This is a genomic window from Streptomyces sp. NPDC005925, from assembly GCF_040638805.1.
Lineage (GTDB): Bacteria > Actinomycetota > Actinomycetes > Streptomycetales > Streptomycetaceae > Streptomyces.
Window position 1 is genome coordinate 183,330 of sequence record NZ_JBEXVL010000009.1, and the last position, 24,828, is coordinate 208,157.

Annotated in this window: 20 protein-coding genes and 3 pseudogenes; 16 read left to right on the forward strand and 7 right to left on the reverse strand. The window is 71.6% G+C overall.

Annotation, left to right across the window (positions count from 1 at the left end):
* Positions 1-119 precede the first annotated feature (119 nt).
* From ABZ354_RS14380 to ABZ354_RS14425, 10 genes and pseudogenes are all read left to right on the forward strand, one after another.
* A complete protein-coding gene (locus ABZ354_RS14380; RefSeq protein ID WP_358656499.1) occupies positions 120-1,232 on the forward strand; it encodes a DUF2520 domain-containing protein in 1,113 nt (370 codons plus the stop codon).
* Positions 1,229-2,284: a pantoate--beta-alanine ligase gene (gene panC, locus ABZ354_RS14385; protein ID WP_358656501.1), complete on the forward strand. Its 1,056-nt coding sequence runs from the start codon at positions 1,229-1,231 to the stop codon at positions 2,282-2,284. Before ABZ354_RS14380 ends, panC begins: the two co-directional genes overlap by 4 nt.
* Positions 2,281-4,137 carry an L-aspartate oxidase gene (locus ABZ354_RS14390; protein ID WP_358656502.1) on the forward strand — a complete coding sequence of 619 codons (1,857 nt, stop codon included), beginning with the start codon at positions 2,281-2,283 and terminating at the stop codon, positions 4,135-4,137. Before panC ends, ABZ354_RS14390 begins: the two co-directional genes overlap by 4 nt.
* A gap of 23 nt (positions 4,138-4,160) precedes the next feature.
* On the forward strand, positions 4,161-5,138 hold the full coding sequence (gene nadC / locus ABZ354_RS14395) for a carboxylating nicotinate-nucleotide diphosphorylase (protein ID WP_358656504.1): 978 nt from the start codon (positions 4,161-4,163) through the stop codon (positions 5,136-5,138).
* Positions 5,139-5,149: 11 nt separating this feature from the next.
* Positions 5,150-5,947: a type III pantothenate kinase gene (locus ABZ354_RS14400; protein ID WP_358656506.1), complete on the forward strand. Its 798-nt coding sequence runs from the start codon at positions 5,150-5,152 to the stop codon at positions 5,945-5,947.
* A gap of 232 nt (positions 5,948-6,179) precedes the next feature.
* Positions 6,180-6,938, forward strand: coding sequence for a hypothetical protein (locus ABZ354_RS14405; protein ID WP_358656585.1), 759 nt, complete (start codon positions 6,180-6,182; stop codon positions 6,936-6,938).
* Between the two features lie 98 nt (positions 6,939-7,036).
* Entirely contained in the window at positions 7,037-7,216 is a 180-nt protein-coding gene (locus ABZ354_RS14410) for a hypothetical protein (RefSeq protein ID WP_358656508.1), read from the forward strand.
* Between the two features lie 188 nt (positions 7,217-7,404).
* A pseudogene (locus ABZ354_RS14415) lies at positions 7,405-7,722 on the forward strand (BlaI/MecI/CopY family transcriptional regulator); the annotation flags it as partial.
* A 369-nt stretch (positions 7,723-8,091) separates the two neighbouring features.
* Positions 8,092-8,625 carry an amino-acid N-acetyltransferase gene (locus ABZ354_RS14420; RefSeq protein ID WP_358656510.1) on the forward strand — a complete coding sequence of 178 codons (534 nt, stop codon included), beginning with the start codon at positions 8,092-8,094 and terminating at the stop codon, positions 8,623-8,625.
* Positions 8,626-8,847: 222 nt separating this feature from the next.
* Positions 8,848-9,183, forward strand: coding sequence for an Lsr2 family protein (locus ABZ354_RS14425; RefSeq protein ID WP_358656512.1), 336 nt, complete (start codon positions 8,848-8,850; stop codon positions 9,181-9,183).
* 25 nt (positions 9,184-9,208) lie between these two features.
* Here the strand turns inward: ABZ354_RS14425 and ABZ354_RS14430 are convergent, their stop codons facing one another.
* Positions 9,209-9,997, reverse strand: coding sequence for an SCO3374 family protein (locus ABZ354_RS14430; protein ID WP_358656513.1), 789 nt, complete (start codon positions 9,995-9,997; stop codon positions 9,209-9,211).
* Positions 9,998-10,438: 441 nt separating this feature from the next.
* On the opposite strand from ABZ354_RS14430, the gene ABZ354_RS14435 reads away from it, so the two are divergent.
* Entirely contained in the window at positions 10,439-12,961 is a 2,523-nt protein-coding gene (locus ABZ354_RS14435; protein ID WP_358656515.1) for an ATP-dependent Clp protease ATP-binding subunit, read from the forward strand.
* 194 nt (positions 12,962-13,155) lie between these two features.
* Here the strand turns inward: ABZ354_RS14435 and ABZ354_RS14440 are convergent, their stop codons facing one another.
* Entirely contained in the window at positions 13,156-13,326 is a 171-nt protein-coding gene (locus ABZ354_RS14440) for an HAD family acid phosphatase (RefSeq protein WP_358656517.1), read from the reverse strand.
* A gap of 20 nt (positions 13,327-13,346) precedes the next feature.
* Here ABZ354_RS14440 and ABZ354_RS14445 point away from each other — a divergent pair.
* Positions 13,347-13,421 (forward strand): annotated as a pseudogene (locus ABZ354_RS14445) (hydrolase); the annotation flags it as partial.
* A 132-nt stretch (positions 13,422-13,553) separates the two neighbouring features.
* On the opposite strand, the gene ABZ354_RS14450 reads toward ABZ354_RS14445, so the two are convergent.
* Positions 13,554-16,676 carry an NACHT domain-containing protein gene (locus ABZ354_RS14450; RefSeq protein ID WP_358656587.1) on the reverse strand — a complete coding sequence of 1,041 codons (3,123 nt, stop codon included), beginning with the start codon at positions 16,674-16,676 and terminating at the stop codon, positions 13,554-13,556.
* Between the two features lie 410 nt (positions 16,677-17,086).
* Here ABZ354_RS14450 and ABZ354_RS14455 point away from each other — a divergent pair, with 410 nt between their 5' ends.
* The gene (locus tag ABZ354_RS14455) at positions 17,087-17,812 is read left to right on the forward strand and encodes a M23 family metallopeptidase (protein WP_358656519.1); all 726 of its coding nucleotides are present in this window, start codon (positions 17,087-17,089) and stop codon (positions 17,810-17,812) included.
* 48 nt (positions 17,813-17,860) lie between these two features.
* Here ABZ354_RS14455 and ABZ354_RS14460 read toward each other — a convergent pair whose 3' ends face one another.
* Entirely contained in the window at positions 17,861-18,442 is a 582-nt protein-coding gene (locus ABZ354_RS14460) for a TetR/AcrR family transcriptional regulator (protein WP_358656521.1), read from the reverse strand.
* Between the two features lie 136 nt (positions 18,443-18,578).
* Between ABZ354_RS14460 and ABZ354_RS14465 the strand changes: the two genes are divergently transcribed.
* From ABZ354_RS14465 to ABZ354_RS14475, 3 genes and pseudogenes are all read left to right on the forward strand, one after another.
* Complete coding sequence (locus tag ABZ354_RS14465; RefSeq protein ID WP_358656523.1) at positions 18,579-20,210, forward strand: MDR family MFS transporter; 1,632 nt, start codon at positions 18,579-18,581, stop codon at positions 20,208-20,210.
* A gap of 435 nt (positions 20,211-20,645) precedes the next feature.
* Positions 20,646-21,029, forward strand: a pseudogene (locus tag ABZ354_RS14470) (helix-turn-helix transcriptional regulator); the annotation flags it as partial.
* A 308-nt stretch (positions 21,030-21,337) separates the two neighbouring features.
* Positions 21,338-21,781, forward strand: a complete 444-nt coding sequence (locus ABZ354_RS14475) for a VOC family protein (RefSeq protein ID WP_358656525.1) — start codon at positions 21,338-21,340, stop codon at positions 21,779-21,781.
* A gap of 88 nt (positions 21,782-21,869) precedes the next feature.
* Here the strand turns inward: ABZ354_RS14475 and cseC are convergent, their stop codons facing one another.
* From cseC to ABZ354_RS14490, 3 genes are all read right to left on the reverse strand, one after another.
* Positions 21,870-23,159 carry a two-component system sensor histidine kinase CseC gene (cseC, locus tag ABZ354_RS14480; protein WP_358656589.1) on the reverse strand — a complete coding sequence of 430 codons (1,290 nt, stop codon included), beginning with the start codon at positions 23,157-23,159 and terminating at the stop codon, positions 21,870-21,872.
* Between the two features lie 185 nt (positions 23,160-23,344).
* Positions 23,345-24,046 (reverse strand): two-component system response regulator CseB, encoded by a 702-nt coding sequence (cseB, locus tag ABZ354_RS14485; protein WP_358656527.1) that lies wholly within the window; start codon positions 24,044-24,046, stop codon positions 23,345-23,347.
* 148 nt (positions 24,047-24,194) lie between these two features.
* A complete protein-coding gene (locus tag ABZ354_RS14490; RefSeq protein WP_358656591.1) occupies positions 24,195-24,794 on the reverse strand; it encodes a hypothetical protein in 600 nt (199 codons plus the stop codon).
* Between the last annotated feature and the right edge of the window lie 34 nt (positions 24,795-24,828).

Consider the following 24,828-nt stretch of genomic DNA (forward strand, 5'->3'; position numbering starts at 1 on the left):
GGTTGTCCACAGGAACCCACAGCCTGTGGACAATCGGACGGCCCTCGGACCGATCGCGTTAGCATGACGAGAAATCGTCCGGTACCCAGAGCGGACTGGAACGGGAAGGCCGTCGTCGCGTGAGTACAAGCCAACAGCCGGATCCCCGGGACCGCCCCGCGCGGCTCACCGTAGGCGTCGTGGGCGCCGGACGGGTGGGCACGGCGCTCGCCGCGTCCCTGCAACTCGCCGGGCACCGCCCGGTCGCCGCCTCGGGCGTCTCCGACGCCTCCCGGCGGCGCGCCGCGGACCTGCTCCCCCACGTGCCGCTCGTGCCGCCCGCGGAGGTCCTCGGGCGGGCCGACCTGGTACTGCTGACCGTCCCCGACGACGCCCTGCCCGGCCTGGTCGCCGGGCTGGCGGAGACCGGCGCCGTACGGCCCGGCCAGCTGCTGGCGCACACCTCCGGGCGGTACGGCGCGAAGGTCCTCGACCCCGCCCTGCGCGCGGGCGCGCTGCCACTGGCCCTGCACCCGGCGATGACGTTCACCGGCACACCCGTGGACGTCCAGCGACTGGCCGGCTGCTCCTTCGGCGTCACGGCGCCCGACGAACTGCGGCTGGCAGCCGAGGCCCTGGTCATCGAGATGGGCGGCGAACCCGAGTGGATCGCGGAGGAAAACCGTCCGCTCTACCACGCGGCGCTCGCCCTGGGCGCGAACCACCTCGTCACCCTCGTCGCCCAGTCGCTGGAGCTGCTGCGCACGGCCGGTGTCGGGGCACCCGACCGGATGCTCGGCCCGCTGCTCGGCGCCGCCCTGGACAACGCCCTGCGTTCCGGCGACGCGGCCCTCACCGGCCCCGTCGCGCGCGGCGACGCCGGAACCGTCGCGGCCCACGTGCGTGAGCTGCGCGAGCACGCCCCGGCCACCGTCGACGGTTACCTGGCGTTGGCCCGCGCCACCGCCGACCGTGCGCTCGCCTCCGGCCTGCTCAAGCCGGAGCTCGCCGAGGACCTTCTCGGCGTACTCGCCAACGGCGGAGCCCACGGCCTGCACAACCCGCACGGCTCGCACGGCCCGCACGACCCGCATGCCGCGCACGGCTCGCAGGGAGCGGACGTGCCTGACGGCACCGGCGGCACGGAAGGCACCGGCGGCACGGAGGGCACCGGCGGCGCCGAATGCACGGACGGCACGGACGGCACGGACCGCACGGACGGCACCGACGGCACCGAAGGGGACGGCCGATGACCACCACCCTGCTGCGCACCGCCGAGGAACTCCACGCTCGCGCGCGTGCGGGACGCCGCGCCGCCGTGATGACCATGGGCGCCCTGCACGAGGGGCACGCCACGCTGGTCCGCACCGCGCGCGGCCTCGCCGGACCCGACGGCGAGGTCGTGGTCACCGTCTTCGTCAATCCGCTCCAGTTCGGCGCGGGTGAGGACCTCGACCGCTACCCGCGCACCCTGGACGCCGACATCAAGGTCGCCGAGGAGGCGGGCGCGGACGTCGTGTTCGCCCCGTCCCTCGCCGAGGTCTACCCCGGCGGCGAACCCCAGGTCCGGATCAGCGCGGGCCCCATGGGGGAACGCCTGGAGGGCGCCTCCCGCCCCGGGCACTTCGACGGCATGCTCACCGTCGTCGCCAAACTGCTGCACCTCACCCGACCCGACACCGCGCTGTACGGGCAGAAGGACGCCCAGCAGCTCGCCCTGATCCGGCGCATGGTGCGCGACCTGAACTTCGGCGTCGAGATCGTCGGCGTCCCCACGGTGCGCGAGGACGACGGCCTGGCGCTGTCCAGCCGCAACCGCTACCTCTCGCCCCGGGAGCGGCGTACGGCCCTCGCCCTGTCGCAGGCCCTGTTCGCGGGCCGCGACCGGCAGGCCGCGCAGGAGGCGCTGCGCGTCAGGGCCCAGGAGTGGCCGGCCACGCGCGCGCGTGCCGAGGCGCTCAGCGCGATGGGCGAGTCCCGGGCCGCCGCCGACGCGCACGCGGTCGCGCAGGCCTCGCCGTGCGGCCCGGCCGCGGTCCGCGCGGCGGCGCGGCAGATCCTCGACGACGCGGCCCGCCTCGATCCGCCGCTCGCGCTGGACTACCTGGCGCTGGTGGACCCGTCCGACTTCACCGAGGTCGCCGACGACCACACCGCCGAGGCGGTCCTCGCGGTCGCCGCCCGCGTCGGCACGACCCGCCTGATCGACAACGTCCCGCTCACGTTCCGGGCCCCCGAAGCCCCCGAAGTCCCCGAAGTCCCCGAAGCCCTCGGCACCCCTGGAACCCCCGGAGCCGCCTCGTGACCAGCACCGGCATACGACTGCACGCGCCCGCGCCCGGCTGGTCGATCCCGGCCGACGTCGTGGTCGTCGGCTCCGGCGTCGCCGGGCTCACCGCTGCGCTGCGCTGCGAGGCCGCCGGGCTGCACACCGTCGTGGTCACCAAGGCCCGCCTGGACGACGGCTCCACGCGCTGGGCGCAGGGCGGCATCGCCGCGGCGCTCGGCGAGGGCGACAGCCCCGAGCAGCACCTGGACGACACCCTGGTCGCGGGCGCCGGCCTGTGCGACGTGGAGGCGGTCCGGCTGCTCGTCACCGAGGGCCCCGCAGCCGTACGCCGCCTGATCGGGACCGGTGCGCAGTTCGACGAGTCCGCCGAGGGCGGTCTGGCGCTCACCCGCGAGGGCGGGCACCACCGGCGCCGCATCGCGCACGCGGGCGGCGACGCGACGGGCGCGGAGATCTCCCGCGCCCTGGTCGAGGCGGTACGCGCGCGTGGCCTGCGCACCATCGAGAACGCGTTGGTCCTGGACCTCCTCACGGACGCCGACGGCCGCACCGCCGGCGTCACCCTGCACGTGATGGGCGAGGGCCAGCACGACGGCGTGGGAGCCGTGCACGCGCCCTCCGTGGTCCTGGCGACCGGCGGCATGGGCCAGGTCTTCTCCGCGACCACCAACCCGTCGGTGTCGACCGGCGACGGCGTGGCCCTGGCGCTGCGCGCGGGCGCCGAGGTCAGCGACCTGGAGTTCGTGCAGTTCCACCCCACGGTGCTGTTCCTCGGCCCGGACGCCGAGGGCCAGCAGCCCCTGGTCTCCGAGGCGGTACGGGGCGAGGGCGCCCACCTCGTCGACGCGGACGGCGTGCGCTTCATGATCGGGCAGCACGAACTGGCCGAGCTCGCGCCGCGCGACATCGTCGCCAAGGGCATCATGCGCCGCATGCAGGAGCGGGGCGCGGAGCACATGTTCCTCGACGCCCGGCACTTCGGCGCCGACATGTGGGAGCGCCGCTTCCCGACGATCCTCGCCGCCTGCCGCGCGCACGGCATCGACCCCGTCACGCAGCCCGTTCCGGTCGCCCCGGCCGCCCACTACGCGTCCGGCGGCATCCGCACGGACGACCGGGGACGTACGTCGGTCCCGGGCCTGTACGCGTGCGGCGAGGTCGCCTGCACGGGCGTGCACGGCGCCAACCGGCTGGCGTCCAACTCCCTCCTGGAGGGGCTGGTCTACGCGGAGCGCATCGCCGCGCACATCGCGGCGGGCCACGCGGGCCACGCGGGCCACGCGCAGGACGGGGGGCATGCGCAGGACGCGGGGCATGCCGAGTACGCGGCGCACACGGGGGACGGCCACCACGCGCGCGTACCAGCCCCGGCCCCGGCACCGGACTCGGTACCGGACTCGGCACCGGACCCGAGCTCGGCCCCCGCGCCGCCCGCCGCCCACCCGCTGCTCGCGCCCGAGGCACGGTTCACGATCCAGCGGATCATGACGGACGGGGCGGGCGTCCTGCGCTCCGCCGACTCCCTCACCCGGGCCGCCGACCACCTCCAGCGGCTGCACGGCGAGGCCCGCGACGCGCTGCACGAGAACGGCAAGACGGCCGAGCCCGGCGTCGACACCTGGGAGGCCACCAACCTGCTGTGCGTGGCCCGCGTCCTGGTCGCGGCGGCCCGGCTGCGCGAGGAGACCCGCGGCTGCCACTGGCGCGAGGACCACGCCGAGCGCGACGACACGGCCTGGCGCCGCCACATCGTCGTACGGCTGAATCCGGACCGCACGCTCGCCGTGCACACCACCGACACCGCAGACTTCCCCCCGACCCTCCCGCCCTCCCCGAATCCCCAGTCCCACCCGGCCATCCCGGCGTGACGCCCCCAGGAGCAGTGACAGCAGTGACCTCACCCGACCTTCCCCTCGCCCCGTCCGACGGCTGCGGTGACGGCTGTGCCTGCGGCGGCGACACCGGCGAGGAGTACCTGGAGTGCGGGCTCGACCCCGCCCTCGCCCAGCTCCTGACCGAGGCCGGACTCGACCCCGTGGAGGTCGAGGACATCGCCAACGTCGCCATTCAGGAGGACCTCGCGCACGGCGTCGACGTGACGACCGTCGCCACGATCCCCGAGGACGCGGTGGCCACCGCCGACTTCACCGCGCGGGAGGCCGGCGTCGTGGCGGGCCTCCGGGTCGCCGAGGCGGTCGTGTCGATCGTCTGCACGGACGAGTTCGAGGTGGAACGCCATGTGGAGGACGGCGACCGGGTCGAGGAGGGCCAGAAGCTCCTCTCCGTCACCACCCGCACCCGCGACCTGCTCACGGCCGAGCGCGGCGCGCTGAATCTGCTGTGCCGCCTCTCGGGCATCGCGACGGCCACGCGCGCGTGGGCGGACGTGCTCGCCGGCACCGGGGCCAAGGTCCGCGACACCCGCAAGACGACCCCGGGCCTGCGCGCCCTGGAGAAGTTCGCGGTGCGCTGCGGCGGCGGCGTCAACCACCGCATGTCGCTGTCCGACGCGGCCCTCGTCAAGGACAACCACGTGGTCGCCGCGGGCGGCGTCGCGCAAGCCTTCAAGGCGGTACGCGAAGGCTTCCCGGACGTGCCGATCGAGGTCGAGGTCGACACCCTGCACCAGCTGCGCGAGGTCCTGGACGCCGGCGCGGACCTGATCCTGCTGGACAACTTCACGCCGGGCGAGTGCGAGGAGGCCGTGGCCCTGGTCGACGGCCGCGCCAGGCTGGAGGCCTCAGGCCGCCTCACTCTGGCCAACGCCAGGGCGTACGCGGACACCGGCGTCGACTACCTGGCGGTCGGCGCGCTGACCCACAGCTCCCCGATCCTGGACATCGGCCTCGATCTGCGAGCGGCGGAGTAGGGGGAACGGCCGTGCTGCTGACGATCGACGTGGGAAACACGCACACCGTCCTGGGTCTGTTCGACGGCGAGGATATCGTCGAACACTGGCGCATCTCCACGGACGCCCGCCGTACCGCCGACGAGCTGGCGGTACTGCTGCAGGGCCTGATGGGCATGCACCCGCTCCTCGGCGACGAGCTCGGCGACGGCATCGACGGCATCGCCATCTGCGCGACCGTCCCCTCGGTCCTGCACGAACTGCGCGAGGTCACCCGCCGCTACTACGGCGACGTCCCCGCGGTCCTCGTGGAACCGGGCGTCAAGACGGGCGTGCCGATCCTCACCGACAACCCCAAGGAGGTCGGCGCCGACCGGATCATCAACGCGGTCGCCGCGGTCGAGCTCTACGGCGGCCCCGCGATCGTCGTGGACTTCGGCACGGCGACGACGTTCGACGCGGTGTCCGCGCGCGGGGAGTACATCGGAGGGGTCATCGCGCCCGGCATAGAGATCTCCGTCGACGCCCTCGGCGTCAAGGGCGCGCAGCTGCGCAAGATCGAGGTGGCGCGGCCGCGGAGCGTGATCGGCAAGAACACGGTGGAGGCCATGCAGGCCGGCATCATCTACGGCTTCGCCGGGCAGATCGACGGGGTCGTGAACCGCATGGTGCGGGAGCTGTCCGACGACCCCGACGAGGTGACGGTCATCGCGACGGGCGGGCTGGCGCCGATGGTGCTGGGCGAGTCGACGGTGATCGACGAACACGAGCCGTGGCTGACCCTGATGGGCCTGCGGCTGGTGTACGAGCGGAACGTGGCGCGCATGTGAGCGGGCGGTGACAAGGGTGTCACGTCACGCGGCGCGGCGGTGACCGTGGGGGTGTGCCGCGCGGCCCGGTGTGTGACGGGGCGCGGCCGCCCCCACCCGCGCCGCCCCGGCCGGGGCGATTCACCCCTCCGGAGGAGTGGCGGCCCCGCGCCACACCGCCCCCAAGTGCCCGGTTTGTCTGATTAGCGCGTATCGTCGCAGCATGCCCACGCCATACGGATCCCGCGGCGGCATGGCGTTCGGTGTGGCGGAGCTGCGTGTGCTCCGCCGCGCCCTCGCTCTGGCCGTACACCCCCGCCCCGCTTCGGCCGGGGACGTCAAGGACTGCCTCCGGCTCGCCGACCTGCTCGACGAGGCGATGCGGGAGGGCGTCAGGCTGCGCGCCTTCCTGGTGGCCGACCTCGCCCGGTACCGCGCCGCCCTCCCCGGCACAGCGGCCGGCTACCTCGCACTCCTGGAGGAGGCCCTGGGCTCCGGCTACGGCCCCGGCCCCGACGACCTCGCCGCCCTGCGCGCCCTGCGCGGCAACCCCACCGCCGCCGCCCTCCTCGCCCACTGCGAGAACCTCGCCGAGCGGGACGTACGGACCCGCCTCGCGGCTCGCGCGGTCCGCCTCGGCCTGCGCACCGCAGCCCCGGCCGCCCACGAGATGGCCCGGGAAAACCAGCCGGGCAGCCCTGCCGTCCCCTCGATCCCGGCCTCCCGCACCCCCTTCCTCGCCATCCCCGGGGGCCGCTCCGCGTCCGGCCCGCGGCTCTCGGCCAAGAAGCCCGGGCGCGCGGCGCGGCCCTCCCTCGCCGCGGCCGGTCAGGACGGCGACGAGAAGCCCGCCGAGAAGCCCGAGAAGAAGCCCGCCGACAAGCCGGCCGGCCCGGACACCGGCGCACCCAGGCGGCCCGGCCGCCCCGTCCCGACCCCCGGTGAGGTCTTCCCGCGCCGCAAGCCCGCCCCGCCCCCGGCGAACCCGCCCCGGCAACAAGCCGCGGGCTGACGCGAGGCCCGGGGCGTCCCCCCGCCCCGGCCGGCCGCTCGCCGCCGCCCCGGCGGACCCCGGTGCCGCGGTTCCCGGCCCCTGGCTACTCTGGCTTCATGGACTACGTCTCCGCGCTCGTGCCCCCGGTCGTCATGGCCGTGTTCTTCGTCGGCCTCATCCGCGTGATCGTGAAGACGCAGGGCGGCGCCAACAAGGCCAAGGAGGACGCGGCCGTCGACGCCGCCCTCGCCCGCACGGAGGCCGCCCCCGCGCCCGCCACCGCCAAGGACGCCTGACCCGACTCCACCCCGCGCGCGGGTACTCGAGCCCCGGCACCGGTTTTCCTCGTCTCCCCGCAGCGCACCCCACGTCGCCCTTTTTGATCTGTTTGTCGGTAAAGCGCACGTTCTGCATGCCTGAGGCGTGAACTCCCACTATCGTGCTGAGGGTGCCTCGCCCATTGGGAGAACTCGAAGACGCGGTCATGACGCGGGTGTGGAAGTGGAACCGCCCGGTGACCGTTCGAGAAGTCCTGGAAGATCTCCAGCGGGAACGCTCGATCGCGTACACCACGGTGATGACCGTTTTGGACAATCTCCATCAGAAGGGCTGGGTGCGCCGCGAGGCGGAAGGCCGGGCCTATCGATATCAGGCGGTCTCCACACGCGCCGCCTACTCCGCGGCTCTCATGAACGAGGCCTGGTCACACAGTGACAACCCCGCCGCCGCTCTCGTCGCCTTCTTCGCGATGATGAGCGACGAACAGCGACAGGCCCTCCGTGACGCGCTCCGTATCGTCCGTGCTCCGGAAACGCCCGCCGATACCGCGGGCGATACACCCTCCCATACGACCGGCGATACCCCGGAGAACAACCCCGTCGCCCCGCGTGCGAACAGGCCCGCCCGCAACCTCGGCGACAAGTCCCCGCACAAGCCGACCAAGAAGCGCACCGACAAGGACACGGACAAGCGCTTGCACAAGCCCACGGACAGGCGCCCGGACAAGCCCGTGGACATCACCGCCGACAACACGACCGACAACACCACCGACAACGCGACGGACAAGACGGCGGACAAGGCGGCGGACAACGCCCCGGGCATCACCACCGACAACAACCCCGCCGAGAACCCCGGCTCCGCAACGGACGGCGGCGGGCGATAGCGTCCGCTCATGTCAGCAGACAGCCCCGAAGTCACCGCAAAAGCCCTCACCGTCCGGCGGGCCCGAACCAGCGATGTCGCGGAGGTGCGCCGTCTCCTTGACGCCTACGTTCGTGACCGCATCCTGCTGGACAAAGCCACGGTGACGCTTTACGAGGACATCCAGGAGTTCTGGGTGGCGGAACGTGACGACAACGCCGAGGTGGTCGGCTGCGGCGCACTGCACGTGATGTGGGAAGACCTCGCCGAAGTGCGCACTCTCGCGGTGAAGCCGGGCCTGAAGGGCGCCGGCGTCGGCCATCAGTTGCTGGGGAAGTTGCTGGACACGGCACGCTGGCTCGGTGTTCGCCGGGTTTTCTGTCTGACCTTCGAAGTGGAGTTCTTCGGCAAGCACGGCTTCGTCGAGATGGGTGAGGCACCGGTGGACACCGATGTCTACGCCGAGCTCCTGCGTTCCTATGACGAGGGCGTCGCGGAGTTCCTGGGACTCGAACGAGTGAAACCGAACACCTTGGGCAACAGGCGGATGCTTCTCCATCTGTGATCGACGGCGATTGCCGCGCCCGAAGCTTGCCCCGGTGCCCTATGTCCGAAACGCGCATGTTTCCGGACGGGCCGCGGCCGGTGAGTCTCTCCCGGGGGTTTGTGTTTTTCCCGCAAAAGCGGTTTGCTTTCCGGCGTACTGCAGTACTGCATATAACAGGGGACGGCGATACGGCGGATGCCGACGCCCCCGGTCCTGAAGTTATCGATGAAAGGAAATCCGGTGGCACAGAAGGTTCAGGTCCTTCTTGTCGACGACCTCGACGGTGGCGAGGCCGACGAGACGGTGACGTTCGCGTTGGACGGCAAGACGTACGAGATCGATCTCACCACTGCCAATGCGGACAAGCTCCGTGGCCTTCTCGAGCCTTACGTGAAGGGCGGTCGCCGTACGGGAGGCCGCGCTTCGGGCGGGCGTGGAAAGTCCCGTGCCTCTTCCGGTGGCAGCCAGGACACCGCGGCCATCCGCGCGTGGGCGAAGGAGAACGGCTACGACGTGAACGACCGCGGCCGTGTTCCCGCCTCCATTCGCGAGGCCTACGAGAAGGCCAACGGCTGATCGACGGTCTTACCCGACGAAACTCCTACGAAAAGCAGGCGGGCGACCGTAAACGCGCGCGCCGCAGCCGGACGCGGTGGCACTGCGCTGCCACCGTGTCGACCAGTCGCACGAGATCGGGGGCGCCACCGTCGCCCCCCAGCGCCGACAGTGTCGGCAGCGAGGCTTCGACCTCGCACCCGGGATCGGGGGGCCGCACCCATTCGGCGGCCCCCTGCGAGACGCCGGCGCCGGCACGGTCCGCAGAGCCCGTTTCCGGGCCGGCCGTGACACCGGGCCCGGCGGCACCGCCGGAGCCGACGACGCCGTGCACCAGTGCCCCCGGAGGCAGCGGCGCCGTCATGACATCGCCCGCCCCCAGCGCCGCCAGGTCGAGCGCCAGCCCACTCGCGCCCCACTCCAGCCACTCCAGCAGCCCGGGCAGCTCCTCCGCGCTGCCCGCCGCCACGAGCAGCCGCATCCGGTCGCCCCGGACCGCCACCGGAGAGCCCGGCGCCAGGCGCCGCAGCGCGGCGCGGCCCGCCTCCGCCGGAACGTCCAGGACGTCGAAGCGCACGCCCACGGCGAGCCGTACGGGAGGACCGGGCACCGTGGGCCACCCCAGTTCGTTCTCGTACCAGTGCCGGACGAAGCCGTCGTCCCGGCGGTCACGGCGGATCCGCGCGTTCTCCCGCTCGATCCGCCCGCCCGGCCCGGCCTGTTCGAACGGTCGGCGCGGCAGCGGTACGGCGGCCGGGGTGCCGTGCGGGACCCCCGGCGGGGCTCCGCGCGGGGTCGTTTCCGGGGCCGCGGGCGGAGTGAGGGCTTCGGACATGCCAGGAGCAACGGTCCCGGGGCCCCGCGAGTTACGCTGGGTGGGACGACGAGTGCGGAGGGTGTCGAACACGAGGGCTCGTGGTGCTGCGGGCAGGCGCAAGGTTGTTCGCCCGTAGCGGAGGGAACGGGGGCGCGCGGCATGGACTGTCAGTCCGGGCGGGTAAGACATCCCTAGTGGGAGGGGGCGACACGCAGAACAGGCCGCCTCACGTTCGCCATCGGCGTACTGGCGAGTGGGGTATCTGCCTGGCCTGCGGGAACATCGTCTCGCACCATCGGGTTGGAGCACATGTCGGCGTACGGGGTCAGGAGGCAGTGTTGGTTCTCGGTCCGGTGTCGGCAGTTGGAATGAGCGGTCCCCGCTTGCGGGACTAAGCTGCGGAAGGACAGGGAGGGGAAGTTCCCCCCACTGCCTGACCGCTCTGAGGAGCGATTAACGATGTTCGAGAGGTTCACCGACCGCGCGCGGCGGGTTGTCGTCCTGGCTCAGGAAGAAGCCCGGATGCTCAACCACAACTACATCGGCACTGAGCACATCCTCCTGGGCCTGATCCACGAGGGTGAAGGTGTCGCCGCCAAGGCCCTTGAGAGCCTCGGGATTTCGCTCGAGGCGGTCCGCCAGCAGGTGGAGGAGATCATCGGCCAGGGCCAGCAGGCCCCCTCCGGCCACATCCCCTTCACCCCGCGTGCCAAGAAGGTCCTGGAGCTCTCGCTCCGCGAGGCGCTTCAGCTGGGCCACAACTACATCGGCACGGAGCACATCCTGCTCGGCCTGATCCGCGAGGGCGAGGGCGTCGCCGCCCAGGTCCTGGTCAAGCTGGGCGCGGATCTGAACCGTGTGCGGCAGCAGGTGATCCAGCTGCTCTCCGGTTACCAGGGCAAGGAGACCGCCACCGCCGGCGGTCCTGCCGAGGGCACGCCCTCCACGTCCCTGGTCCTCGACCAGTTCGGCCGGAACCTCACCCAGGCCGCTCGTGAGTCCAAGCTCGACCCGGTCATCGGGCGCGAGAAGGAGATCGAGCGGGTCATGCAGGTGCTGTCCCGCCGTACGAAGAACAACCCGGTCCTGATCGGTGAGCCCGGCGTCGGCAAGACCGCCGTCGTCGAAGGCCTCGCCCAGGCCATCGTCAAGGGCGAGGTGCCCGAGACCCTCAAGGACAAGCACCTCTACACCCTCGACCTCGGTGCCCTGGTCGCCGGCTCCCGCTACCGCGGTGACTTCGAGGAGCGCCTGAAGAAGGTGCTGAAGGAGATCCGCACCCGCGGCGACATCATCCTGTTCATCGACGAGCTGCACACGCTGGTCGGTGCGGGTGCCGCCGAAGGCGCCATCGACGCCGCTTCGATCCTGAAGCCGATGCTGGCCCGCGGTGAGCTGCAGACCATCGGCGCGACCACGCTGGACGAGTACCGCAAGCACCTGGAGAAGGACGCGGCCCTCGAGCGCCGCTTCCAGCCGATCCAGGTCGCGGAGCCGTCCCTGCCGCACACGATCGAGATCCTCAAGGGCCTGCGCGACCGGTACGAGGCGCACCACCGCGTCTCCATCACCGACGAGGCGCTGGTCCAGGCCGCCACCCTGGCCGACCGGTACATCTCGGACCGCTTCCTGCCGGACAAGGCGATCGACCTGATCGACGAGGCCGGCTCCCGGATGCGTATCCGCCGGATGACCGCGCCGCCGGACCTGCGCGAGTTCGACGAGAAGATCGCCGGCGTCCGCCGCGACAAGGAGTCCGCGATCGACTCGCAGGACTTCGAGAAGGCCGCTTCCCTGCGCGACAAGGAGAAGCAGCTCCTCGCCGCGAAGGCCAAGCGGGAGAAGGAGTGGAAGGCCGGCGACATGGACGTCGTGGCCGAGGTCGACGGCGACCTGATCGCCGAGGTCCTCGCGACCGCCACCGGCATCCCGGTCTTCAAGCTGACCGAGGAGGAGTCCAGCCGCCTGCTCCGCATGGAGGAGGAGCTGCACAAGCGGGTCATCGGCCAGATCGACGCCGTCAAGGCGCTGTCGAAGGCGATCCGCCGTACGCGTGCGGGTCTGAAGGACCCGAAGCGTCCCGGTGGTTCGTTCATCTTCGCGGGCCCGTCCGGTGTCGGTAAGACGGAGCTGTCGAAGGCACTGGCGGAGTTCCTCTTCGGTGACGAGGACGCGCTGATCTCCCTCGACATGTCGGAGTTCAGCGAGAAGCACACGGTCTCGCGTCTCTTCGGTTCGCCCCCCGGATACGTGGGTTACGAAGAGGGCGGCCAGCTGACCGAGAAGGTCCGCCGCAAGCCGTTCTCCGTGGTCCTCTTCGACGAGGTCGAGAAGGCCCACCCGGACATCTTCAACTCGCTGCTGCAGATCCTGGAGGACGGTCGGCTGACCGACTCCCAGGGCCGGGTCGTGGACTTCAAGAACACGGTCATCATCATGACGACCAACCTCGGCACCCGGGACATCTCCAAGGGCTTCAACCTGGGCTTCGCGGCCTCGGGCGACAAGAAGACGAACTACGAGCGCATGAAGAACAAGGTCTCGGACGAGCTCAAGCAGCACTTCCGGCCCGAGTTCCTCAACCGCGTCGACGACGTGGTCGTCTTCCCGCAGCTGACCCAGGAGGACATCCTCGCGATCGTCGACCTGATGATCGGCAAGGTGGACGAGCGCCTCAAGGACCGGGACATGGGCCTCGAGCTCTCTCAGTCCGCGAAGGAACTGCTGGCCAAGAAGGGTTACGACCCGGTGCTGGGCGCGCGTCCGCTGCGGCGCACCATCCAGCGCGAGATCGAGGACACGCTCTCGGAGAAGATCCTCTTCGGCGAGCTGCGTCCCGGTCACATCGTGGTCGTGGGCACGGAGGGCGAGGGCGAGACCCAGACCTTCACGTTCCGCGGCGAGGAGAAGGCGGCGCTGCCCGACGTCCCGCCGATCGAGCAGGCGGCCGGCGGTGCCGGACCGAACCTGAACAAGGAGTAGGCAGCCGGGAGTAGGCGTAGACACCCGCCCGGAGGGGGCCGGTGCCGTGAGGCACCGGCCCCCTCCGGCGTTGTCGTGGAAGGGTTACGACAACTGGCCGTCGTAGTCCGTAGTCCGGGAGCTTGAACGTTTCCTCGGCGTGGCCGCCCGACAGGTCGGTGGCGCTGTTGCCGATGTTCGCGACGATCGTGTAGCTAGCCCTTCGACTCGATGTCGACGCGCTGCGCCGTCTTGTAGTCGGCGACGTTCTTGAACAGGTCGAGGAAGCCGCGGACATAGAGTCCGGCGACGTCGTAGCCGGCGTGGTCCAGGTTGTAGTCGGTCGCCGAGGCGATGATCCCGGGGCGCGCCGTCACGAAGAACACGGCGACGCCGTGGTCCTGGAGCGCTGGAGACCGACTTCGGCTTCAGCTACCCGCAGCCCGGCAACAGGCCCGTACGGGAAGTCGCCCAGTACGCGGTGTTGTCGATGTCGAGGACGACGGCCTGCTTCTCGCCCGGTCCCGGGTTCGCGATCGTTCCTTCAGGTACGGAAGCGGGGTGGCGCGGAAGGAACCATAGAGTTACCGGGCGGTAGGCGGGAAGAGGGCGGTCACACCACCCTGGTGGCCCGGGAGACGTGGGGCTCGACCGGCAGCGGCGCGAAGATGTGGCGGCCCACCCTCGCAGCCTGCGGTGCGAGCAGGACATCGACCGTGCGCAGATCCGGGAACAGCCCGGGGACCGCCGAAAGGTCCTCCGTGCCGCGGAAGTTGCCCAGCGTCAGATGGACGACGCCCGGCAGAGGCCGCTCGCCCCAGCCGATGGCCTGAAGGTCGACGTCCAGGCGGGCCAGCCCGGGAAGGGCGGCGATCTCCTCGTACTCCCTCTCCCGCAGCTTCCAGTTGAGGCCCGTCAGGTCCAGCCGTCGCAGCGACGGGCGCAGGTGCAGATCGCGCAGGCCGGTCTCCATGACGGCGTCCGCCGTCAGGTGCAGGGACGTCAGGGCCGCCTCGGGGAGCGCGGCGGCCAGGGAGCCCGCCACGAGCCGGGTGCCCAGGGACAGGTGCTCCAGGGTGGGGGAACCGGAGAACACGGACAGCACGTCCGGCCGGTGCAGACCGTCCAGACGTTCCAGCGCCAGCGACGCCAGCGGCAGGTGCCGCAGTGGTGCCAGGTCGTCGACGTGGCGGCAGGCGTTGAGGCCGAGTCGGGTGAGCCCGTCGTGCTCCGCCAGAACGCTCAGGTCCCGCAGCCGGTCGTTCTTGCGGACGACCAGCCGGACGACGGAGCCCGGTGACAGCATGCCGGGGTCCAGGTCACCCTCCAGCTGCAGTGAGGTCCGCCCGCCCATCTCCTCGAGCAGGGCGAGATGTTCCGCCGAGTGCACGGTGTAGAAGAGGTCCTCCTCCCGCAGGTGCGCGACGATCTCGCGCGCGTACGAGCGGGCCGGGAACCGCCGCCAGCTCCATACGAGCTGCGCACGCACGCCGAGCGAGGGATGGGAACGGAACCGGGCGAGCACGGGCAGCGCCGCGTCGCCACCGATCAGCGAGGCCGTGACCACGACGGCCCGTGCCTCCTCGTCCCTGAGCCCCTCCGGCCCGGGCAGCAGTTCCAGGACCAGCGGCCCGGCGTCGGCCAGTCCCCGCGCCTGGCGGCTGGTGCGCGGGGGGATCAGCGACGAGGCCTCCCGCTCCACCCGTTCCCGTACGGCAGGATCGATCTGCGTCGCGTGTTCCAGGGAGGCCAGGGACAGCAACCGCACGCGGGTGGCGGCCGGGCCGTCCAGATGCCGGGCCGACTCGACCAGGTCACCGAGGAGCTGGGCGCGCTCCCGTGGCCGGGCGTGGGCCACCGCCATGCGGAACATGTCCGCCCACTGTTCGTCCGCCGCTCCCCGCACCAACAGGCCGAAGTCGCCGTCCTCCACCGCCGCCTTGGCCCCCAGGTAGTCCTGGAAGGTGCGGTGGACGAACTCCACCGTGCCCGTGTTCGGCTCCCTCAGCAGTCCGCTGCGCAGCAGCAGGTACCCGAGTACGTGCTCCGCGTCGCCCTGGGACGCGGCCGCCGGCAGTGACGGCAGGACGTCCGCCACGATGCGTACCGCCCGCTCGCGGTCCATCTCCGACTGGTTGTTGCGGATCAGCCAGTACGCGAGGCGCTGGAGGAGCTGGATCTGGGGGAGTTCCGTGAGGTGGACGCCGCTGTCCGGGCCGCCCTGCGGGAACATGTCCCGTTCCTCGTCGCGCCGTGCGAGCAGCATCGACAGGGCGGCGTCGTACAACTCCTGCCTGCCGTGCGGGAGGTAGCCGCGCCGGTCGCGGTGCAGGGCGCAGATCAGCCCGCACATCAGGGGGTTGGTGGCGAGGCGGCCGAGGTCGGGTTTGGTGCCGACGGCGTCGAGCAGGGAGCGCTCGTAGGCCTCCAGCAGTCCGGTGTCCGACTCGGGTGCGCCCGCGCGCGCCGCCGCGTGCCAGCGGGCGACGAACGCGGCCACGTCGTCGCGGCTCATGGGGGTGAGGGCGAGTTCCGTGAAGCCGTCGGGGGTGAGCCAGTCCTCGCGTACGGCGGAGGGGCGGGAGGTGACCAGCCACTGGTTGCCGGGATACACCTCGAGCAGCTCGCGCAGCCAGCGGCGGGTGCGTTCGCGGTCGCGTTCGGGTATCTCGTCCACGCCGTCGACCAGCAGCAGCCCGCGCCCGTCGGTGAGTACCCGGTCCGCCCAGCCGGGCGGCTGTCCCGGGTGGAAGGGGACGCGTACGGCCGCGAGGAACGCGTCCGGGGCCGGGAGACCGCCGGGGTGGCGGACCAGGGTGCGCAGGGGGAGGACGAAGGGGACCCGGTCGCCGCGTTCGCCGCGTGCCGCGGTCACCGCGAGCCACTGCACGAGCGTGGTCTTGCCGGAGCCGGCCACGCCGCGCAGCAGGACCCGGTCGTGCAGGGCGAGGGCCTGCTCGGCGGGGCGGGGCGTGGCGGCCGGGGCGATGTGCAGGCCGCCGGGGCCGGTGGCGTGGCCGTCCTCGTCGGCACCGAGGGCCTGGAGGCTGAGGTAGGCGGCGTCCAGGGGCCAGCGGTCGGGGGAGTTGACCAGGTCGATGCCGTAGATCGTGAGGTGGCTGTGGCGGGTGGTGACATAGGTGAGGTAGCGCCGCTCGAAGGGGGTGTCCGTGCCGCCGGTGGGTGGTGTGCGGGCGATGAGGGCGTCGAGCTTCGCGACGAGTTCGCGCTGGCGGCGGGTCTGTTCGACGAGGGTGCGCGGGACGAACGTGGAGCGCTGCGTGAAGAAGTGCAGGACGTGCAGGCAGGCGGTGTCGAGGAGGCGCGCGAGGAACAGCGCCGCGTCCTGGGAGAGGTCCCGCTCGGGGTGGCCGCTCGCGTCGCGCAGGGCACCGGCCAGGGCTTCGTGGCCGAGCTCCACGGCCTGTACGTCGGTCATGGTGAGGTCGCCGAGCGCGTGCAGGGTGTCGGCGAGGGCGTGGACGACGGCCTGTTCCTCGTCGGCCGCGACGGGCCGTTCACCGTCGCCGCGCAGCGCCTGGCGGACCAGTTCGGCCGAGAGTTTGTGCAGGTCGGCACGGGTCAGTGTGCGTTTTTCGCCGCTGAAGGAGAGGTGGCCCGAGATGCGTACGGGCCGGTCGACCAGGCCCGCACCCGGCCCCTGTGTGACGAACAGCTTCTTGATGAGGGGGCCGATCACGCTCGACGCCATCCTCATCCCCGCGGCCGGTTCCATCTCGCCGTCTCCCCCTGTGTCCACGCACCCCTGTGCGGCACTGTCGCAGCTGGTCAGCGTAGCGCCGGTCACATTCCGCAGTCTTTCGATCCCGCTCAGCGGTGACATGGCGCACAGGCCTTTTGTCCCTTACTAGCCTGCATAGTGGAAAAGCCCTCACAAGCAAAACGGACATTTGTGCATAAGGGGCGGCTCGAGGGTGACCGGATTGGGTCAATTGAGGCCTGCTGAGGGCTGTATGCAACTGAATGCGGCTTCTGTGGAGACATCAGGCCTTTAGGGCTTACGTACTATCTGGCGTCGTAGGTCACATGTTTGAGGGTCTGTGGGGGTTCGGGTTACCAAGGAACAGCCATCCGGCGACGAGTACGCCGGGTGACTCCACGCCCCCGTCCCCATGAGGTTCTTCGATGTCCCAGCGCGTCACGTCCCGCAACGCCCGTACGTTCCCGCTCCGCACCCGCGCCGCCGTCCTGGCCACCGGCCTGGGAGCCTCGGTCGTCCTGGGCGCCGGGGTCGCGGCCGCCGCCGACACCACGGCCGCCGCCGCCTCCACCACCACCGCCAGTGCCGTCGAGGCGCAGGCGGCCGCCCAGGCCGGTGCCGCGAAGGACAAGGCCGAGAAGGCGGCCAAGGCGAAGGCCGCGGCCGTCGTGAAGCAGAAGGCTGCCGCCGAGGCCAGGAACCGGGCCGTCGCCGCGGCGAAGAAGAAGGCCGCTTCCTGGATCGACCCGGTGAAGGCGTACCGGCTCAGCGCCAAGTTCGCCGAGAACGGCGGCCGGTGGGCGCACAAGCACTCCGGCCAGGACTTCGCCGTGCCCTCCGGCACGGACGTGATGGCCGCGCACGGCGGCACGGTCGTCAAGGCCGGCGGCTGGGGTGCGGGTGACGGCCCCGCCTACGGCAACGCCGTCGTCATCCAGCACGGCAACGGCACGTACTCCCAGTACGCGCACCTGTCCCGGATCGACGTGGGGGTCGGCCAGGTCGTGACGACCGGCCAGCACATCGCCCGGTCCGGCAACACCGGCAACTCCAGCGGCCCGCACCTGCACTTCGAGGTCCGGACCACCCCGGACTACGGCTCGGCCGTGGACCCGGCGGCGTTCCTGCGGTCCAAGGGCGTGCGCGTCTGAGCGGACCGGAGGGTTACGGGATTCTCCGGGCGAGGGGCCCGAGCGCCGTTACGGGTGTGTGCCCCGGTGGGCCTGGGTGACCAGGTCCGTGGCGACCTCGAGGGCGGCCAGGCGCTTCTCCTCGGGGTCGACGTCCAGGTCGTGCAGGGCGAACATGCCGGCGTGCAGCGTGAACAGGGCGCTGGAGTAGCGGACCTGGTCGGCCAGCGAGGCGTCGGGGTCGAGCAGGATGTCCCGCAGCGCCAGCATCCGGTGCTTGAAGGTCTCGCCGATGCGCAGTTCCCGTACCGTCGCCTGGTTCTCCTGCATGAAGCGGAACAGCCGGGAGGCGCCCGCCAGGGCCTGGCTGTAACGGCGGACGATCTCCAGTTTCGTCTCCAGGGTCTTCGGCTGACCGCCGCCCCACTCGATGAGCTCCTCGATCGGCTTCGCGAGGTCCTCGAAGATGCCGGCGAGGATCTCCTCCTTGGTCTTGAAGTGGTAGTAGAGCGCGGCCTTGGTGACGTCGAGGTGCTCGGCGATCTCGCGCAAGGACGTCTTCTCGTAGCCCTGCCCGGCGAAGAGTTCGAGCGCCACGTCCTGGATGCGCTGGCGGGTGTTCCCGCGGCGCCGCTGCCTGGTGCCGTCCATGGTGCGCCCCAAACCTCCTCTTACCGTACTCATCCGGAAACTTACTTGACGCCCGGCTAGTTACGCGTCTACTTTCCCCAGTGTAGACAACTAGCCGGGCGACAAGTAAGTACCGGAGCTGGGGGAGTGGGGAACGATGGCGGACACGGCAGCACCCGCACAGGGGGCAGAGGTGGGCAAACAGCCCAGGAGTGTGCGGGTAGTGCTGCTCGCCCTCATGATCGCGATGATGCTCGCGATGCTCGACAACATGATCATCGGGACCGCGATGCCCACCATCGTGGGCGACCTGGGCGGCCTGGAGCACCTGTCCTGGGTGGTGACGGCGTACACCCTCGCGACCGCGGCCTCCACCCCGATCTGGGGCAAGCTCGGTGACATGTACGGCCGCAAGGGCACCTTCCTGACCTCGATCGTGATCTTCCTGCTCGGCTCCGCGCTCAGCGGCATGGCGCAGGACATGGGCCAGCTCATCGGCTTCCGCGCCGTACAGGGCCTCGGCGCCGGCGGTCTCATGGTCGGCGTCATGGCGATCATCGGCGACCTGATACCGCCCAGGGAGCGCGGCAAGTACCAGGGCATGATGGCCGCCGTCATGGCGCTCGCGATGATCGGCGGACCGCTCGTCGGCGGCACGATCACCGACCACTGGGGCTGGCGCTGGGCCTTCTACATCAACCTGCCGCTCGGCGTTGTCGCGCTCGCCGCCATCGGCGTCGTCCTGCACCTGCCGAAGAAGCGGGCCGAGGCGCGCGTCGACTATCTGGGCGCCGCGCTGCTCACCGTCGGCATCACCGCGATCGTGCTGGTCACGACGTGGGGCGGCACCGAATACGCGTGGACCTCGGCGCGGATCATGGAGCTCATCGGGATAGGCGTGGCCTCGCTCGTCGGGTTCGTGTTCTGGCAGACCCGGGCCGCCGAGCCGATCGTGCCGCTGCACATCTTCCGCAGCCGCAACTTCACGCTGATGTCCCTCATCGGCTTCATCACCGGCTTCGTGATGTTCGGCGCCACCCTGTTCCTGCCGCTGTACCAGCAGTCCGTGCAGGGTGCGTCCGCGACCAACTCCGGGCTGCTGCTCCTGCCGATGCTCGGCGCGATGCTCGTCACCTCGATGGTGGCCGGCCGCGTCACCACGAACACCGGCCGCTACAAGGTCTTCCCCGTCACCGGCAGCGTGCTGATGGTCGGCGGGCTGTACCTGATGTCGACCATGGGCACGGAGACCTCACGGTTCACCTCCGGCGTCTTCATGGCCGTGGTCGGCCTGGGCATGGGCTGCCTGATGCAGATCACGATGCTGGTCGCGCAGAACAGCGTCGAGATGAAGGACATGGGCGTCGCGTCCTCGTCCACCACCCTCTTCCGCACCCTCGGCTCCTCCTTCGGCGTCGCGATCATGGGCGCCCTGTTCAACAGCCGCGTCCAGGACGCCATGAGCGAGCGGGCCGGGGCGCTGGGGTCGAAGGTGACCGAGCAGTCCGCGCAACTCGATGCGGCGAGCCTCGCGAAGCTGCCCGCCGCGGCGCGGGAGGCCTACCAGTACGCGGTCTCCGACGGCACGCACGCCGCGTTCCTGCTGGGCTCGGTGGTGGCCGTGCTGGCGCTGATCGCGGCGGTGCTCATCAAGGAGGTCCCGCTGAAGGGCGCCGGGCCGAAGGCCGAGGACGCGTCGCCGGAGGGCGCGGCGCCCGGGGCCGTGGTGTCCGACGGCGCTCTGTCCGGGGGCGCGGGGGTCAAGGTCCCGCAGACTGAGACGGTCTGACGGTCTGACGGTCTGACGGTCCGACCGTCCGTCTGACCGTGTGACTGCGTGACCGCGTGGCGGGGTGGCGGGGTGGCTGACTGGCCCAGTGGCCGGTCGATCGGCTGGGGGCCGCCTCAGTCGGCCCTTGCCCGCCCGGATGAGCCCTCGCCCGACACGAGCCCCCGGCGTCCGCGCCGGGGGCTTCGGCGTGTCGACGCCGGTCCATGGACCTGGTGCCTGGATGCGGAGCCCGGACCTGGTGCCTGGGCCCGGACCTGGTCCCGGAGTCCGGTCCTGGTGCGTGGGCTCGGACCTGGTCCCGGAGTCCGGTTCTGCTTTTCCGGACCCGCTGTCGGACCCACCGTCGGACCCGCTGTCGGACCCGTGGCCGGCGCTCGTGGTCGGAGCGCGTGGTCGGGGCCCGCTGTCGTACCCCCGTGCCACCATCGGCCCATGAACAAGACGCGGCAGTTGCGGCTGGCGAAGGACGCCATGGACCGGGACTGGGGCGACCCGGAGCTCGACCTGAACGCCGTGGCCGCGCACGCCGGGTACTCGCGCTACCACTTCATCCGGGCCTTCAAGGAGACCTACGGCGAGACCCCCGGCCAGTACTTGACCCACCGCCAAATCGAACGTGCCGAGGACCTGCTGCGTACCGCCGATCTCTCGGTGACCGAGATCTGCACTCTGGTCGGCTTCAGCAGCCTCGGCACGTTCTCGGCCCGGTTCAAGGCGTGGACCGGGCTCACCCCGAGCGAGTACCGCACCCGGCACGTGGGCCGCGGCGCCGCCCTGATCCCCGGCTGCTACGCGATGCTCTGGGCGGGCGGCTTCCGTGGTGGCCCCGGCCGGGCGGAGCGCGACGCGGGAACGGCGGAGCGCGACGCGGGAGACGCGGGGTACGGCGCGGAGAAAACGGATCACGGGGCGGCAGGGGCGGATCACGGCGCGGCAGAGGCGGATCACGGGGTGGGGGAAGCGGATCACGGCGCTGGGGAAGCGGAGCACGGCGCGGGAGGAAGGGAAGTGTGCCGCGGGGAGAGCGGACCGCAATTCTGAAGAAGCGGTCTGACGGCACCGGGTCCTACGGTGACGGTGCGGGGCCGTCGTCCCGCATCCTCACCGCAGACAGGAGCACTTCCATGATCCAGGGACTCAAGATCTCGACCGTCTGGGTCCTCGACCAGGACCGCGCCAAGGAGTTCTACACCGAGAAGCTCGGCCTGGAGGTCCGTACCGACATGACGATGGGCGAGGGCGGCATGCGCTGGCTCACCGTCGGCTCGCCCCGCCAGCCCGACGTCGAACTGACGCTGATGGTGCCGGGCGGCGGCATGGACCCGGAGTCCGCCGAGATGGTCAAGAAGCTGGTGGCGAAGGGCGTGCTCGGCGCGGGTGTGCTGACCACCGACGACATCCACGGCGACTACAAGAAGCTCAAGGACCGCGGTGTGGAGTTCCTCCAGGAGCCGCAGGAGCGGCCCTACGGCGTCGAGGCGCTGTTCCGCGACGACTCCGGCAACTGGTTCTCCTTCACCCAGCCCCGCGCCGACGGCCTCGACACGACGAAGGACTGGTCCTGCTGAGCGGCGCCCCCGCCCGACGAACCCGGACCACCCCGCCCGGGCACTGACCGGACACGCCGCTCCACGCGGCGCAGCCCGTCACCGACCGTCACTGACCCGACGGCAGCATCGGATAACTGCCCGTGTCCGTCGGCGCGTGCTCCGGCAGCCACAGCACCGCGACCGCGCCCTCGGCCCGCAGGTGGTCCGGGGTGCCGGGCGGGCGGACGTTGCGGAAGGTCAGCCTGGCCCCCAGGACCCGGGCCTGGCCGGCCGCGATGGTCAGTCCGAGCCCGTGGCCGCGCCCGGCGCGGTCCTTGCTGCCGGTGCGGAACCGGCTCGGGCCGTCGGCCAGCAGGTTCTGCGGGAAACCGGGCCCGTGGTCGCGGACCCGGATCACCCGGCCCTCGACGGTGACCTCGATGGGCGGCTCGCCGTGCCGGGCCGCGTTGGCGAGCAGGTTGAACAGCACCCGCTCCAGGCGGCGCGGGTCGGTCGTCACCTCCGACTCGTGCACCACCCGCACGCTCGCCCCCGGGTCCTTCACGGCGACGCGGCGGCCCACGAACTCGCCGAGCATGATGTCCTGCAGTTCGGCCCGCTCCGAGGCCCCGTCGAGCCGCGCCACCTCCAGTACGTCCTCGACGAGCGTGCGCATCGCCTTGGCCCGGTCCAGCACCAGCTCCGTCGGGCGGCCGGGAGGCAGCAGCTCGGCCGCCGTGAGCAGCCCGGTCACCGGGGTGCGCAGCTCGTGCGCGATGTCGGCGGTGACCCGCCGCTCGGCGTCCAGGCGCTGCTGCAGCGCGTCCGCCATCGCGTCCACCGCGCTCGCCAGGTCGTCCGTCTCGTCCCGTACGACCCCGCCGATGGCATCACGCACCCGCACGTCCGGCTCGCCCCGGGCCACCTGGTGCGCCGCGGCGGCCGCCTTCCGCAGCCGCCCCGACAGATGCCCGCCGATCAGCACGCCGAGCGCGCTGCCGCCGAGGACGACCGCGATGGAACCGATCACCAGGGCCTGGTCGAGGTCGTTCAGGACGTCCGTGCTGCGGTCGGTGAAACCGGTGTGCAGCGACATCACGTGCCCGTCCTTGAGCGGTACCGCCGCCCAGATGTCCGGCGGACCACCGGCCCGGTCGGACACGTACGTCGCCCGGCGCCCCGCCGCCACCTTTCCGCGCAGCGCGGCCGGCAGGCCGGGGTCGTCCAGCTTCACGTTGGGGAAGTTCGGCCGCTGCGACAGTTCGTAGTTGCGCTGGGCGACCATGAGGCGCTCGTCCGCGAGGTCACGCGCGTTGTCCAGCATGGAGACCCGGGCCGCGTTGTGCACGACCAGGCTCAGCGCGACCGCCACCAGCGCGCCGACCAGCGCGATGGCCGCGCTCAGCTTCCACCGCAGGCCCGTCCGGAAGCCCGCGCCGGGCTTCCGCCGTGGCTCCGGGCAGCCCGGGCCCGAGCGCGGAGGCCCTCCCGCGCGCCCCTCGGCCGCGTGACCCGCACCGCCGGTGTGGCCCGCACCGGTCGCGACACCCGCGTCGCCGGCTTCGGGCGGGCCGTTCCCCAACCCCCGCGTCATACTTTCGCTCAGGCCTTCAGTTTGTAGCCGAAGCCGCGGACCGTCTCGATGCGGTCCTGGCCGATCTTCGTCCGCAGACGCTGCACATGGACGTCCACGACGCGCGTGTCTCCGCCCCAGCCGTAGTCCCACACGCGCTCCAGGAGCTTGTCCCGGGAGAACACCGTGCCCGGCGCGGAGGAGAACTCCAGCAGCAGCCGCATCTCCGTCGGGGTGAGCGCCACCGGTCGCCCGGCGCGGCGCACCTCCATGCCGACCGTGTCGACCTCCAGGTCGCCGAAGGTGAGGACGCCGCCGGTGTCGTCGGACGCGGGGGCCTCCGCCCGGTCGGCGTTCGCGTGCCCGAAACGGCGCAGCACCGCGCGGATGCGGGCGACCAGCACGGCACCGTCGAACGGTTTCGTCACGTAGTCGTCGGCGCCCGCCTCCAGGCCCAGCACCACGTCGATGCTGTCGGCCCGCGCGGACAGCATGATCACCGGCACGGTGGACTCGTCACGGATGCGACGGCACAGGCTGACGCCGTCCAGGCCGGGGACCATCACGTCCAGCAGCGCGATGTCGGGCCGTCTCGACCGGAAGGCGTCGAGGCCGGACAGGCCGTCGGGCATCGCGGTCACCGCGAAGCCGTTGCGCTCCAGGGCGAGCTGGGTCGCCTCGCGGATGACGTCGTCGTCCTCGACGAACAGGACGTGGGTCTGGTCTGCCATCCCGGTGCTCTCAGTCCTCGTGTCGCAGCCGGCGTTCTCCGTCGGCGTGCTCGGTCGGCGTATGCGGTCGGCGTTCTCGGCCGGGCGTGGTCGGCCAGGCTTTCTCAGTCGGACGTTCTCAGCCGGTGGCCGTTCCCGGCCGGGGCGTTCAGCCCGCGGGTTCGGGCGGCGCCTCCCCGCCGACGGCGTTGCTGTAGTCGTTGTGGGCGCGGAACCGCTCCGTGAACCGCCCCGCCGACCACCGGAACGTGATCACGTTCTCGCCGGACGGGCTCGACACCGGGTCGCCCTTCTCGTACACCTGCTTGGTCACCACCAGATCGCCCCGGTCGATCTCCGCGTAGACCGGGGGCTCCTCGGCCCGGAACACGTTCCGGTACGCGCCGCCCTCCACGTGGTACACGTACGCGCCGACCCCCACCGCGTCGCCGCAGGTCAGTACGTTCACCACGACGTCCTCGGCGGGGCCGCCGGTCAGGCGGCCGTACGACACGTCCACGGGGTACTCGTCGCCCAGGCACGGCTTCAGGCCACGCTTGACCTCCGCCGACACCCTCGGGTCGTCCTGAACCAGCCGGACCGCGTCCACCCGGTCGGGGGACCGAACCGGACGCACCGCAGGCACGGACGGGGCGCCCGAGACGGTGTCGGCGTGCGCCGGACCCTCGTCACGGGTGCCGGTGCCGCCGGTCGCGCAGGCGCACGCGAAGAGAGCGACGGCGGTGAGCACGATCACCGCCGTGCCCACCGCCGGAGAGCCGCCCCGTACTCGTGTGGCACCG

Coding starts and splice junctions, on each gene's coding strand:
- ABZ354_RS14410 (WP_358656508.1), top strand. CDS start 7,037: ATGGACTACGTCTCCGCGCTCGTGCCCCCGGTCGTCATGGCCGTGTTC.
- ABZ354_RS14460 (WP_358656521.1), bottom strand. CDS start 18,442: ATGGACGGCACCAGGCAGCGGCGCCGCGGGAACACCCGCCAGCGCATC.
- ABZ354_RS14450 (WP_358656587.1), bottom strand. CDS start 16,676: ATGGAACCGGCCGCGGGGATGAGGATGGCGTCGAGCGTGATCGGCCCC.
- ABZ354_RS14435 (WP_358656515.1), top strand. CDS start 10,439: ATGTTCGAGAGGTTCACCGACCGCGCGCGGCGGGTTGTCGTCCTGGCT.
- cseB (WP_358656527.1), bottom strand. CDS start 24,046: ATGGCAGACCAGACCCACGTCCTGTTCGTCGAGGACGACGACGTCATC.
- panC (WP_358656501.1), top strand. CDS start 1,229: ATGACCACCACCCTGCTGCGCACCGCCGAGGAACTCCACGCTCGCGCG.
- ABZ354_RS14475 (WP_358656525.1), top strand. CDS start 21,338: ATGATCCAGGGACTCAAGATCTCGACCGTCTGGGTCCTCGACCAGGAC.
- ABZ354_RS14465 (WP_358656523.1), top strand. CDS start 18,579: ATGGCGGACACGGCAGCACCCGCACAGGGGGCAGAGGTGGGCAAACAG.
- ABZ354_RS14455 (WP_358656519.1), top strand. CDS start 17,087: ATGTCCCAGCGCGTCACGTCCCGCAACGCCCGTACGTTCCCGCTCCGC.
- ABZ354_RS14420 (WP_358656510.1), top strand. CDS start 8,092: ATGTCAGCAGACAGCCCCGAAGTCACCGCAAAAGCCCTCACCGTCCGG.
- ABZ354_RS14430 (WP_358656513.1), bottom strand. CDS start 9,997: ATGTCCGAAGCCCTCACTCCGCCCGCGGCCCCGGAAACGACCCCGCGC.
- ABZ354_RS14405 (WP_358656585.1), top strand. CDS start 6,180: ATGGCGTTCGGTGTGGCGGAGCTGCGTGTGCTCCGCCGCGCCCTCGCT.